The organism is Geobacter metallireducens GS-15 (genome assembly GCF_000012925.1).
Lineage (GTDB): Bacteria > Desulfobacterota > Desulfuromonadia > Geobacterales > Geobacteraceae > Geobacter > Geobacter metallireducens.
The window spans coordinates 1,411,479-1,423,548 of the sequence record NC_007517.1 but is presented as its reverse complement, the minus strand read 5'-3'; the positions used below and the strand labels follow the sequence as shown (position 1 = coordinate 1,423,548).

Genomic DNA, 12,070 nt, shown 5'->3' with positions numbered 1-12,070 from the left:
GCGCAAACCACAAAGAGACCGGATACGGTTTGGGTCCTTTTCCCCTCTCCTGTACCCGGCCTCCCTGTCTCTGGTTCAGTCTATTGTTAGTTCTTCGCTTTATCGACGATCTTGGAAGCACCGATCCAGGACATCATGGAACGGAGACGAGCGCCGACTTCCTCGATCTGGTGCTCGGCCCCCTTACGGCGCAGGGCGGTGAATACCGGCTTATTGGCTTTGTTCTCGAGCATCCACTCCTTGGCGAACTGGCCGGTCTGGATCTCATCAAGAATCCTCTTCATCTCCTTCTTGGTTTCGTCGGTAACGACCCGCGGCCCGCGGGTGAGGTCACCATACTCGGCAGTATTGGAGATGGAGTAGCGCATGTTGGCGATGCCGCCTTCGTAGATCAGGTCAACGATGAGCTTCGTCTCGTGAAGACACTCGAAGTAGGCCATCTCCGGCGCATAGCCTGCTTCGACCAGGGTCTCGAAACCAGCCTGGATCAGGGCAGAGATACCGCCGCACAGCACAGCCTGCTCACCGAAGAGGTCGGTCTCGGTCTCTTCCTTGAACGAGGTCTCAATGATGCCGGCGCGACCACCACCGTTGGCCGAGGCATAGGCAAGGGCCACGTCGCGGGAATTGCCGGCAGGGTCGTGGTGGATGGCGATGAGGCTCGGCACGCCGCCCCCCTTTGTATACTCATGGCGAACCAGGTGGCCCGGACCCTTGGGAGCGATCATAATGACGTTCACATCGGGCCGCGGCACGATCTGGCCAAAGTGGATATTGAAACCATGGCTGAAGGCGAGATAGGCACCCTGTTTGAGGAACGGGCCGATCTCCTCCCGGTAGATATCCCCCTGGGTTTCATCAGGGAGGAGAATCATCACCACATCGGCGATCTTAACCGCTTCAGAAGTGGGGAGCACGGTCAGGCCGGCCTCGGTGGCCTTCTTGACCGAAGCGGAATCCGCACGGAGCCCTACCACAACATCGATGCCCGAATCCTTCAGATTATTAGCATGGGCATGTCCCTGGGAGCCGTAGCCGATGATGGCAACCTTTTTCCCTTTGAGTACGCCCATATTGCAGTCTTTGTCATAGTAAATCTTCATTCTTTCCTCCTCGAGTGTAGTGAATCAATTATTACGTTGTATTGCCAGGCACGGAAAAAACATACTAACCCTTCAACGCCTTGGCACCGCGGCCTATGGCAACCGGCCCGGTCCTAACCAACTCCTTGAGCCCCAGGGGGCGGAGGAGTTCCAGAATGGCGTCGATTTTTGCCGGGGCCCCAGTCGCCTCAATGGTAAACGATTTGGGGGTTACGTCTATGATCTTCGCCCGGAAGATATCGGCAATCCTGAGGACTTCAGCCCGTGCGGAATCCTCGGCGGTAACCTTGATGAGCGCCATCTCCCGCTCGACCACCTCGCCATCGGTAAAGTCGATTACCTTGATGACGTCGATGAGCTTATTGAGTTGCTTGGATATCTGCTCAAGAATCTGATCGTCCCCGCGGGTCACAATAGTCATCCGTGAGATGGTCTCATCGTTCGTGGGAGCCACCGAGAGAGAGTCGATATTGAAGCCGCGGCCGGAAAAAAGGCCGGCAACGCGGGATAACACACCAAATTCGTTTTCCACCAGAACGGTGATTGTATGTCTCATAAAAAAACCTCCTGAAGAGCAGGCAAGATCGGAATCCCTGGCGCGTAACGGCGCCAATCAGGCATTGAGCACCATTTCATTGAGCGACGCCCCGGCAGGAACCATGGGGAGAACCTTCTCCTCCCGGGCGATCTTGAATTCCATGATAACCGGTCCTGGCGTCTCGAAGGCCTTCTTGATGGTAGCTTCCACCTCGTCGGATTTTGTCGCCTGGAACCCCTTAGCCCCGAACGCCTCGGCAAGCTTGATGAAATCAATGGGAAGCTCCATGCAGGTCTGTGAATAGCGCTTATCGAAGAAGAGTTCCTGCCACTGGCGCACCATGCCGAGGAAGTTATTGTTGAGTATGACGATCTTCACGGGAAGCCGATTCTGGACCAGCGTTGCCACCTCCTGGAGGTTCATCTGGAAACCGCCGTCGCCGCAAACCGCGATGACCTGCCGGTTCGGGAAGGCTGCCTGGGCCCCCATGGCCGCTGGCAATCCGAATCCCATGGTTCCGAGCCCGCCGGACGACAGGAGCGTACGGGGCTCACGGAACCCGAAGAACTGGGCAGTCCACATCTGGTGCTGCCCCACGTCGGTGGCCACAATGGCGTCGGGATCAGAAAGCTCACGAAGTTTCTGGATCACGAACTGGGGTTTGATCACCGTGGATGCCTGCTTGTAGGTTATTGGATGCTTCTGCTTCCACCCCTCGATTTCCGCAAGCCACGGTTCGATCGCCGTATGGAACGCGGCTACCTTGTCACCGCTCTCATCAAGGGACTTGAGCATGCGACCAAGGACTTCCTTGACCTGACCAACAATCGGAAGGTCAACCCGGACGTTCTTCCGAATGGATGTCGGGTCCACGTCCATATGGATGATCTTTGCATGGGGAGCGAAGGTGGCGATCTTTCCGGTCACCCGGTCGTCGAAGCGCGCCCCCACGGCAACCAGCAGGTCGCAGTTGGTCACCGCCATATTGGCGAAATAGGTGCCATGCATCCCGAGAAGCTTGAGAGAGAGGGGATTGTCCTCGGGGAAGGAACCGAGTCCCATGAGGGTTGTGGTGACCGGGATGTGGAGTCTGGTGGCTAGGGCAGTGAGTTCACCGGCGGCATCACCGGAAATGGCGCCCCCTCCCACGTACATGACCGGCTTCTTAGCCGCCAGGAGCATGGACACGGCCTTCTCGATCTGCTTCGGGTGACCCTCCACGGTCGGTTTGTAGCTGCGAAGCTCAATGGCTTCGGGATACTCAAACTCGGCCGTGGCGATCTGCACATCCTTCGGCAGGTCCACGAGAACCGGCCCGGGACGCCCGGTGCGGGCAATGTAAAAGGCTTTCTTGATGATCGTGGCGATATCCTTCACGTCTTTCACGAGAAAGTTGTGCTTGGTGCAGGGGCGGGTAATGCCGATGATGTCCACCTCCTGGAAGGCATCATTGCCAATGAGGGCCGTGGGCACCTGGCCGGTTATCACCACAAGGGGGATGGAGTCCATGTAGGCGGTCGCGATACCGGTAACCGTATTGGTGGCACCGGGGCCGGAGGTGGCGATGGCGACACCGACCCTGCCGGTGGCACGGGCAAATCCATCAGCCGCATGGACACCTGCCTGTTCGTGGCGGGGCAGAATATGGCGGATATCCTTGAAGCTGAAAAGCTCGTCGTAGAGATTGATCACCGTGCCCCCGGGGTAACCGAAAACAGTATCAACTCCTTCACGCTTGAGACATTCAAGGAGGATTCGTGCACCTGTCATTTTCATAGAAAAACCTCCCAAAAGGGAAATCAGATAGTGGAGCGACTGGTCTACGGGAGCGATTGCAGAATCGTTCCTATTCGGCTGTGGTAACCGCGCCGGTGTATGCCGAAGTAACCACCTTGGCATAGCGGGCAAGCCATCCGGTCTTGATCTTGGGCTCAGGGGCTACCCAGCGGCTGCGGCGTTCCGCGAGGATCGACTCATCCACAAGGAGCTCCAGCTTCCGGTTGGGAATATCGAGACGGATCCTGTCCCCCTCTTCAACCAGGGCGATGGGGCCCCCTTCTGCCGCCTCCGGGGATATGTGGCCGATACAGGGGCCACGGGTGCCGCCGGAAAAACGGCCGTCGGTAACAAGGGCAACGGAATCGCCGAGGCCGAGTCCCATGAGGGTTGCGGTCGGTGCGAGCATCTCCCGCATCCCCGGACCACCCTTGGGCCCTTCGTAACGAATGACCACCACGTCGCCAGACGTGATCTTCCCCCCCATGAGGGCGGCCATGGCGAGTTCCTCCGAGTCGAAACAGCGGGCAGTCCCCTCGAACTGCATCATGGGAGCAGACACCCCCGACTGCTTCACCACGGCACCTTTGGGTGCGAGATTACCGAAGAGGACAGCGATTCCCCCTTCTTTCTTGACCGGGTCGGAAACGGGACGGATCACCCGCTCATCCACCGATTCCACCGTGGAGGCCAACTCGCGGGTGGTAAGCCCCAAGACGGTCGGGCTGTCCTTAATGGTGCCACCGAGTTGTTTCAACACCCCGACAACACCGCCGGCCGCGTCGAGATCCTCCATGAAATACTCTCCAGCGGGATTCATGGAGGCAATCTGCGGCGTCTCCTTGGAAAGGATATCGAAGGTTTCGAGAGGGAGATCAACCCCTGCCTCCCGGGCAATGGCCAGGAGGTGGAGGACCGTATTAGAGGAACCGCCGAGGGCGAGATCCACCCGGATGGCGTTTTCAAATGCAGCACGTGTCAGGATCTGGCGCGGGGTAACCCCATTGCGGACCAGGTCCACGATCTTCTCACCCGAGGCGAATGCTATGCGACGCTTGAGGGCGGAAACCGCCAGGGCCGTCCCACAACGAGGGAGACTCATGCCGAGGGTTTCGGTGAGAATAGCCATGGTATTGGCGGTAAAGAGCCCCTGGCACGACCCCATACCGGGACAGGCGTTGTCCTCGCAGACCTGAAGCTCCTTCGCATCGATGACACCGGCCTTGTAGCGTGCCATGGCCTCAAAAGTATCGGTCACGAAGGAAAAGCGGCGCCCTTCAACACCGCGGCCGGCCATCATGGGGCCGGCGGTTACCACGATGGTGGGGATATCAAGCCGAGCAGCCGCCATAAGCATACCAGGGGTGATCTTATCGCAGTTGGTGAGCAGCACGAGGCCATCGAGGCGATGGGCTTCGGCCACCGACTCAACCATATCGGCAATCAGTTCGCGGGTCGGGAGAGAGTAGTGCATCCCCTTGTGCCCCATGGCGATTCCGTCACAGACACCGGGAATGCCGAAGAAAAAGGCGTAACCGCCGCCGCTGTGGATTCCCTTCTCAATAAATCGCTCCAGGTCACGCATTCCTACGTGACCAGGGATAAGGTCAGTGAAGCTGGTGGCAACGCCGATGAAGGGTTTTGCCATTTCGCTTTGGGGAACCCCGGTTCCCTTGATGAGGGCTCGGTGCGGAGTCCGTTCGATCCCCTGCTTTATGGTGTCACTGCGCATCTGAAAGACCTCTGCTGTAGAATCTAATGGGGTGGTACCCAAGAAGAGCCTTCGATCCGACCAACTGTTTCGCGAGCATAATCCAAAATTCAATTATCTCAAACAGATCGAAGTACAAAAGGAAAGTGTGAAAATAATACATCCGGGTGGGACTGTCAACACCATTTAAATGGCGTTATAGCGTTTCCCGCATCATTCTTGACAGTTCGGCCTCGGATGGACGGATATAGGTGGGGTTCAGGAAAGGCAGTAGTGTAAGAGCGCCAGAACGGAACGCCTCGAGAGCAAGAACCGCACCAGCCGCCGCCCGAGGCTGATGGCAGTGGGCCGGCGCAAAGACGGCACGGTCGCCAAGGGTCTCCACGATAAGTTCGTGGTACCGGAGCGCCCCATTGCCGACAAAAAGAGCCGGACCGTCGACCAGATCCAGGAAGCGTTCCGGAGCCATGACACAGTCGGCATGGAGTGGTTCGGGAAGTGAGCCGCAACGGTAGAGCCCTGCGTAGACTTCCTTTTTCCGCGCATCAAAAAGGGTGCAGACAGGAAGTGAGTTGACCGGGAGGTTAAGTGCAAGCATGGCGAGAGAAGAAAAACCGGCAACCGGTTTTCCCGTTGCCAAAGCTAGCCCCTTGACGGTTGACACCCCGATGCGGACTCCCGTGAAGGAACCTGGCCCCAAGGCAACCCCGAAGCCATCCAGATCGGCAAGAAGGAGTCCGGCATCGCGCAGTATCGTGTCGATCGATGCAAGGAGCCTCTCGGAAAGGGTACGCTCGCTGTCGAGCAGGGACTCGGCCACGAGGCTCCCGCCAATGGTAAGGGCCACGCTGCAGGTAGAGGTAGAGGTGTCGACAGTAAGGAGCTTCACTACCCGTTCCCCACGAGGTAGCGGGCAATGTCGTTGTAGAAGGCAAGCACCATGAGCCCGATGAGAAGCGCAAGCCCCACCTGCTGGGCAATTTCCCGGGCCCTCATACTTACCGGTCTCCGGAAGATCAACTCCCAAAGGTAGAAAAAGAGGTGACCACCATCGAGAATCGGGATGGGAAGAAGATTGAGCACCCCCAGGTTGACCGAGAGGAGCGCCATGAAGGCAAGAAAACTAACCCCTCCAGCCTCAGCCTGCTGGCCGGCCATCTTGGCGATCATAATCGGCCCGCCGATAGTGTCCAGGGGAATGGCCCGCTCGATGATCCTCACCAGCGAGAGGACCGTCAGTTCGATGACGTTCCAGGTCTGGACACTCCCACGGGAGAAGGCTTCTCCGGGAGGATAGCGGTCGATAACCGTCTCTCCCGCGGCAACTACACCTATTACGGGTGAGGTCACGGTTTCGCCGAGGAGATTCTTGCCGGTTCTCATCTCGGGCTTAAGCTGGAAAGCCTTCGTTTCCCCGCCGCGCTTGATTTCAACAAGGAGGGATGGTCCTTTCGAAGCTGCGATCTCTGTGGCCATTTCCTCCCAGCGATCAACCTTCTTGCCGTTCACAGCAGTGATTCTGTCGCCCGCAACGATACCAGCCTTGGCCGCCGGCTTGTCCTTGACCACTTCGCCGATTTTAGTGGTCGCGGAGGGGACCCCTACCATGAATACTGCAATGAATACGAACCAGGCAAAAATCAGGTTGAACCCGGGACCCGCCACCACAATCCCAATACGTCTGAGGGGCGATTTTTCTCCAAAAGAACGCGCCTTTTCCTCATCAGAGAGTTCATCCCCCCCACCCTCGCCCACCATTTTTACGTATCCCCCCAAGGGGAACGCGGAAATGAGGTACTCGGTTTCACCCATCTTCTTGCCGATAAGCTTCGGCCCGAAGCCGAGGGAAAACTTTTCGACCCCGACGCCAAAGAGCTTGGCAAAGAGGAAGTGCCCAAACTCGTGAACAAAGATGAGTATGCCGAGAACAATAATTGCCGAAACGATACTGGTCATCTGGTGCCTCGATAAAGGTGACGGACATCCCGTCAGGACAACCCTATGAGCTCCCTGCTCTTCTCCCTCGCCCAGAGGTCAGAGGAAAGGACATCCTCGATGGTGGCAAGGGTATGGGGCTCGTGTGCATCCATGGTTCGAGCGATAGAAGTGGCGATACCGGTAAACCCGATTTTCCCCTTGAGGAAGGCCTCGACAGCCACCTCGTTGGCGGCGTTCATGACCGCCGGCATGCTTTCTCCAGCGGCAAGGGCATCGTAGGCCAGTTTCAAGGCGGGGAAGCGCTGATAGTCGGGAGCCAGGAAGGTGAGTCCGGACAACGCGGTCAGGTCAAGGGGCTTCACCCCCGTAGGAATCCGTTCCGGATAGGTCAAGGCATAGGCAATGGGGGCCTTCATGTCGGGAACCCCCAACTGGGCCATAACACAGCCGTCCACATACTCAACCATGGAGTGAATGATGCTCTGGGGGTGAATATTCACGGCAATCCGCTCCGCCGGCGTGTCAAAAAGCCAGCGGGCCTCGATCACCTCCAATCCCTTGTTCATCATGGTGGCCGAGTCGATGGTTATCTTTTGCCCCATGCTCCAGTTGGGGTGATTGAGGGCATCGGCGACCGAAACCCGTGAAAGGCGGTCAAGGGGAAGATTCAGAAATGGTCCCCCCGATGCGGTCAGAATAATCCGCTTCACATCCTTTCCGCTCTGCCCCTCCAGGGACTGAAAGACCGCCGAGTGCTCGCTGTCGACAGGATAGAGCCTGACCCCGTTTTCCCTGACGAGGTCCATCATGATCCGGCCGGCGGTGACAAGGGTCTCCTTATTTGCCAAGGCGACGTCCTTGCCGGCCTTGATTGCGGCGGCGGTCGGCACGAGGCCGGCAGCCCCAACAATAGCGGCAACCACGACATCGGCCTCACCGGCAGTGGCAGCGGCGATAAGACCGGGAATCCCATGATGGATTTCCGGTTTCGGATCCGAGAGCATCCGGTCCAACTGTCGGGCCAGGTCAGCGGTCAGAACGCTGACAAGCCTGGGCCGAAACACTTCAACCTGTTGTTTGAGAAGCTCCAGGTTACTCCCCGCCGTGAGGGCAATCACCTGGAATCGGTCCGGGTGCGCTGCGACGATCTCCAGAGTGCTGGTCCCGATGGAACCGGTTGAGCCAAGAATGGTGAGTTTTTTCATGTTCCCTCGTCAGGAAACCTATCGGGCCATGACCACCAGATAGGCATAGTAATACAGTGCGGGTGCGGCAAAAAGAATGCTGTCGAGCCGGTCGAGGATGCCGCCGTGTCCAGGAATGATAATGCCTGAATCCTTAACGCCGAAGCTGCGCTTGAGAAGCGATTCGAACAGGTCTCCGACCTGCCCCAACGCCCCTACGGCCAAAGCAGTGACCACACAGTCAACGACCGTTAGCTGATGCAAGAATGTGTATTTTGCAATCAAGGTACCTGCAAGACTCCCGCAGAGCCCGCCGAGAGCACCTTCGATGCTCTTGTTGGGACTGACAATAGGGTAAAGCTTCCGTCTTCCGAGAGTGCTCCCCACATAGTATGCCGCAGTGTCGCCGGACATGACTATCAAAAGCATCAGAAACACCCATGAGACTCCATCAGGGAGAGCCCTGAGAAGGACAAGGTGCGAAAGGAGTAAAGGGACATAGGCAAATCCCAACCAGATGAGGCCTGCTTCGGCCGCACTCTGACGGATATCTCTGATACTGAAGAGAAAAAAAATGGCAACGGCAGAGAATAGAAGCGTCAGAGCTAACAACACGCCGTTCCCGGCAGGGACCGGCACAAAGCGCAGTAGCAACTCAGGGCTGACTAAAACAGGCAGGACGAGCATCCCTGACAGCGACGCAACGGTCCCTACCACGGGCCGTTTCGGAAGTGCCATCCGGTAGAACTCGCCCAGACCAAGTAACACCAGGAGACCAACAAAGCAGGCAAAGACGAAAACGCTCGCTTTAAGGATGAACAATATCAACAGAGGCAGGGCAATGACCCCGGTCAGTAGACGCTTGATGGTCAGCTCCTGTTCTGCAGTTGCGCACTCGTACGGCCGAAGCGCCGCTCGCGGGACTGATAGTCGTGCAGAGCACGGTGGAGCTCCTTAGCGGTGAACTCGGGCCAGTTGACCTCGGTAAAATAGAGCTCTGTGTAAGCGAGTTGCCAGAGGAGGAAATTACTGATCCGCATCTCCCCGCTCGTTCTGATGAGGAAATCGGGATCGGGCATGCCAGACGTAAACAGGTATGAGGAGAAGGTTTTCTCGTCAATATCGCCAAGGGAGAGATGGCCTGAGGAGAGGTCGGCAGCAATGCGCTCGGCCGCCAAGAGAATTTCCTGGCGTGCACCGTAGGAAAGGGCAAGCGTCAGCACCATACCTGTATTGCGCGCTGTCCTGTCGATGGCCTCCTGCACAGCCTGGTTCACGTCCGGCGGCAGTTCCTCCCGGGCACCGATCACGTTGAACCGTATATTGCTGTCAAGCATCCGTGCTGTTTCGACCCTGATGTACTTCTTGAGAAGTGACATGAGGGCTTTCACTTCCGTCTTGGGTCGGAGCCAGTTCTCCGCGGAAAAGGCAAAGAGTGTCAGATACTTGATGCCAAGACGGGAACACTCCTCAACAATCACCCGCACCGTCTCGACCCCCTTCTGGTGGCCAATGATCCTCTTGAGCATCCGCTCCTGGGCCCAACGGCCGTTTCCGTCCATAATGACGGCCAAGTGGCGGGGAAGTTTGTCGTGTGAGAGACCGTACATGGGATACCCAGAAACAAAAAATCCCCTTTAATTGAGGGGTTAAAGGGGATTAAAGCATAAAAGCACTTGGTGCGCAAGCAAAAAGCGGAAAAATACTTTTTTCCCGCTTAGCGCGGCATCAGACCTCCAGAACCTCTTTCTCCTTGTGCGTAAGCACTTCCTCAACCTTTGCCACGAACGTGTTCGTGACATCCTGCACTTCCTTCTCGGCGCGCTTCAGATCGTCTTCGGAAATCTTCTTATCCTTCTCCAGCTTTTTGAGGCTATCAATCCCGTCACGGCGAATGTTGCGAACCGCAACCTTGGTATCCTCAGCCATTTTCTTGAGTGTTTTGACGATTTCCTTCCGGCGCTCTTCGGTGAGAGGCGGAAGGGAAATGCGGATCGTCTTACCGTCATTGGCCGGGGTAAAACCAAGATTCGCGTTCATGATCGCCTTTTCGATAACCGGGATCAACTTGGCCTCCCAAGGTTGGATGGTTATCGTCCGGGGCTCGGGGACAGAAAGGGTCGCCACCTGACTGAGGGGCGAAGGATTCCCGTAGTATTCAACCTTGATATCATCGAGAAGCCCGGTGGTGGCCCTGCCGGTGCGCACCTTCTGGTATTCGCGGCGAAGTGCGTCAACCGACTTTTCCATGTGCGCCTTCATGTCGGCAATGACTTCTTTCGTCATGCTATTCTCCTTTCACAACGGTGCCGATCTCTTCACCGCACACCACCTTTTTTATGTTGCCATATGTGGTGATGTCAAAAACGATAATGGGGAGATTGTTGTCCATACAGAGCGAGGTAGCAGTTGCATCCATTACCTGAAGCCCTTTTTTGAGGACCTCCAGATACGTGAGCCGGGGGTATTTCTGGGCGGTGGGATCTTTCTTTGGGTCGGCCGAGTAGACGCCATCCACCTTGGTTCCCTTGAGAATCACATCTGCTCCGATTTCCATGGCTCGTAGGCTTGCCGCTGTATCGGTGGTGAAATACGGGTTACCGGTACCGGCGCCGAATATGACGACCCGCCCCTTCTCCAGGTGCCGCATGGCACGTCGCCTGATGTACGGCTCTGCGACCTCCTGCATGGCAATGGCCGACTGTACCCTGGTATCGACACCTATCTTCTCAAGTGCGTCCTGCATGGCCAGTGAATTGATCATGGTGGCCAGCATCCCCATGTAGTCGGCGCTGGCACGGTCCATCCCCTTGGAGGAAGCTGCCAGACCGCGGAAAATATTCCCGCCTCCAATAACGAGGGCGAGTTGAGCCCCGGATGCCACCACCTCTTTGATCTCGGCGGCAATGGTCGTGATCGTCAGAGGATCGATGCCGTAGCCCTGGTCGCCCGCAAGGGCCTCGCCGGAAAGTTTCAATAATACTCGCTTGTAGTACGGTGTTCCCATGGTGTGTCGGCCCTCACGCCTGGTAAATGGAACTCATATTCTGCTGTGGACGTAAAAAAGGCCGGCCATGGAGCATGGCCGGCCCGTCCACCTTCTTACAGACCAGCTGCGGCAGCAACCTCTGCTGCAAAATCGGTTTCCTTCTTCGCAAGCCCCTCACCCAGCGCGTACCGTACAAAGCGGCGAATCGAAATATTCTCACCGATCGACGCGATGGTCTCGTTAAGGAACTGCTGGACGGTCTTATCCGAATCCTTCACATATTGCTGCTCAAGGAGACAGATGTCGGCATAAAACTTATTAACCTGCCCCTCGATGATCTTCTCGATAATATTCTCAGGCTTGCCGGTTTCCCGTGCCTTGGCGCGGTAGATTTCCTTCTCGCGCTCGACAACATCCGCGGTCACTTCTTCGCGGCGCACATACTGGGGAGCGGCCGCCGCAATGTGCATGGCGATATCCTTCACGAAAGCCTGGAAGTTTTCGTTACGCGCAACGAAGTCGGTCTCGCAGTTGACTTCGACGAGAACTCCGATTTTTCCGCCAGCGTGAATGTAGGAACCCACCGCGCCCTCGGAAGCCACGCGACCAGCTTTCTTGGAGGCGGCGGCAAGCCCCTTCTTCCGAAGGTAGTCAATGGCCTTCTCATGATCGCCGCCGGTCTCAGTAAGGGCCTTCTTGCAGTCCATAAGTCCTGCTCCGGTAGCTTTTCTCAGCTCGTTTACCTGTGCAGCTGTGATGCTCACTGTATCCTCCCGGACAGGGCCGACGCGCCGTGCGTCAGCCTGTTCTTTGAATTTGAATGATATACGC

The 12,070-nt window shown here is 57.0% G+C and carries 12 protein-coding genes; all 12 read right to left on the bottom strand.

Annotated elements, in window-relative coordinates; genetic code table 11:
• Window positions 1-86: 86 nt before the first annotated feature.
• A complete protein-coding gene (ilvC, locus tag GMET_RS06355) occupies window positions 87-1,103 on the bottom strand; it encodes a ketol-acid reductoisomerase (protein WP_004512105.1) in 1,017 nt (338 codons plus the stop codon).
• Window positions 1,104-1,167: 64 nt separating this feature from the next.
• On the bottom strand, window positions 1,168-1,659 hold the full coding sequence (gene ilvN / locus GMET_RS06350; protein ID WP_004512106.1) for an acetolactate synthase small subunit: 492 nt from the start codon (window positions 1,657-1,659) through the stop codon (window positions 1,168-1,170).
• A gap of 57 nt (window positions 1,660-1,716) precedes the next feature.
• Window positions 1,717-3,417, bottom strand: a complete 1,701-nt coding sequence (gene ilvB / locus GMET_RS06345; RefSeq protein WP_004512107.1) for a biosynthetic-type acetolactate synthase large subunit — start codon at window positions 3,415-3,417, stop codon at window positions 1,717-1,719.
• Window positions 3,418-3,487: 70 nt separating this feature from the next.
• The gene (ilvD, locus tag GMET_RS06340) at window positions 3,488-5,149 is read right to left on the bottom strand and encodes a dihydroxy-acid dehydratase (protein ID WP_004512108.1); all 1,662 of its coding nucleotides are present in this window, start codon (window positions 5,147-5,149) and stop codon (window positions 3,488-3,490) included.
• Window positions 5,150-5,324: 175 nt separating this feature from the next.
• A complete protein-coding gene (gene tsaB / locus GMET_RS06335) occupies window positions 5,325-6,017 on the bottom strand; it encodes a tRNA (adenosine(37)-N6)-threonylcarbamoyltransferase complex dimerization subunit type 1 TsaB (RefSeq protein WP_004512109.1) in 693 nt (230 codons plus the stop codon).
• Window positions 6,017-7,084, bottom strand: a complete 1,068-nt coding sequence (gene rseP / locus GMET_RS06330) for an RIP metalloprotease RseP (protein ID WP_004512110.1) — start codon at window positions 7,082-7,084, stop codon at window positions 6,017-6,019. The genes tsaB and rseP overlap by 1 nt, the downstream gene beginning before the upstream one ends.
• Before the next feature lie 32 nt (window positions 7,085-7,116).
• Entirely contained in the window at window positions 7,117-8,271 is a 1,155-nt protein-coding gene (locus tag GMET_RS06325; protein WP_004512111.1) for a 1-deoxy-D-xylulose-5-phosphate reductoisomerase, read from the bottom strand.
• An 18-nt stretch (window positions 8,272-8,289) separates the two neighbouring features.
• Window positions 8,290-9,078 carry a phosphatidate cytidylyltransferase gene (locus tag GMET_RS06320; protein ID WP_004512112.1) on the bottom strand — a complete coding sequence of 263 codons (789 nt, stop codon included), beginning with the start codon at window positions 9,076-9,078 and terminating at the stop codon, window positions 8,290-8,292.
• 41 nt (window positions 9,079-9,119) lie between these two features.
• Window positions 9,120-9,860 (bottom strand): isoprenyl transferase, encoded by a 741-nt coding sequence (locus GMET_RS06315; RefSeq protein WP_004512113.1) that lies wholly within the window; start codon window positions 9,858-9,860, stop codon window positions 9,120-9,122.
• A gap of 118 nt (window positions 9,861-9,978) precedes the next feature.
• On the bottom strand, window positions 9,979-10,536 hold the full coding sequence (frr, locus tag GMET_RS06310; protein ID WP_004512114.1) for a ribosome recycling factor: 558 nt from the start codon (window positions 10,534-10,536) through the stop codon (window positions 9,979-9,981).
• A gap of 1 nt (window position 10,537) precedes the next feature.
• Window positions 10,538-11,257 carry a UMP kinase gene (gene pyrH / locus GMET_RS06305; RefSeq protein WP_004512115.1) on the bottom strand — a complete coding sequence of 240 codons (720 nt, stop codon included), beginning with the start codon at window positions 11,255-11,257 and terminating at the stop codon, window positions 10,538-10,540.
• A 95-nt stretch (window positions 11,258-11,352) separates the two neighbouring features.
• The gene (gene tsf, locus GMET_RS06300) at window positions 11,353-12,003 is read right to left on the bottom strand and encodes a translation elongation factor Ts (protein WP_011365792.1); all 651 of its coding nucleotides are present in this window, start codon (window positions 12,001-12,003) and stop codon (window positions 11,353-11,355) included.
• Window positions 12,004-12,070 lie beyond the last annotated feature (67 nt).

Coding starts and splice junctions, on each gene's coding strand:
- GMET_RS06325 (WP_004512111.1), bottom strand. CDS start 8,271: ATGAAAAAACTCACCATTCTTGGCTCAACCGGTTCCATCGGGACCAGC.
- rseP (WP_004512110.1), bottom strand. CDS start 7,084: ATGACCAGTATCGTTTCGGCAATTATTGTTCTCGGCATACTCATCTTT.
- ilvD (WP_004512108.1), bottom strand. CDS start 5,149: ATGCGCAGTGACACCATAAAGCAGGGGATCGAACGGACTCCGCACCGA.
- frr (WP_004512114.1), bottom strand. CDS start 10,536: ATGACGAAAGAAGTCATTGCCGACATGAAGGCGCACATGGAAAAGTCG.
- ilvB (WP_004512107.1), bottom strand. CDS start 3,417: ATGAAAATGACAGGTGCACGAATCCTCCTTGAATGTCTCAAGCGTGAA.
- pyrH (WP_004512115.1), bottom strand. CDS start 11,257: ATGGGAACACCGTACTACAAGCGAGTATTATTGAAACTTTCCGGCGAG.
- ilvN (WP_004512106.1), bottom strand. CDS start 1,659: ATGAGACATACAATCACCGTTCTGGTGGAAAACGAATTTGGTGTGTTA.
- ilvC (WP_004512105.1), bottom strand. CDS start 1,103: ATGAAGATTTACTATGACAAAGACTGCAATATGGGCGTACTCAAAGGG.
- GMET_RS06315 (WP_004512113.1), bottom strand. CDS start 9,860: ATGTACGGTCTCTCACACGACAAACTTCCCCGCCACTTGGCCGTCATT.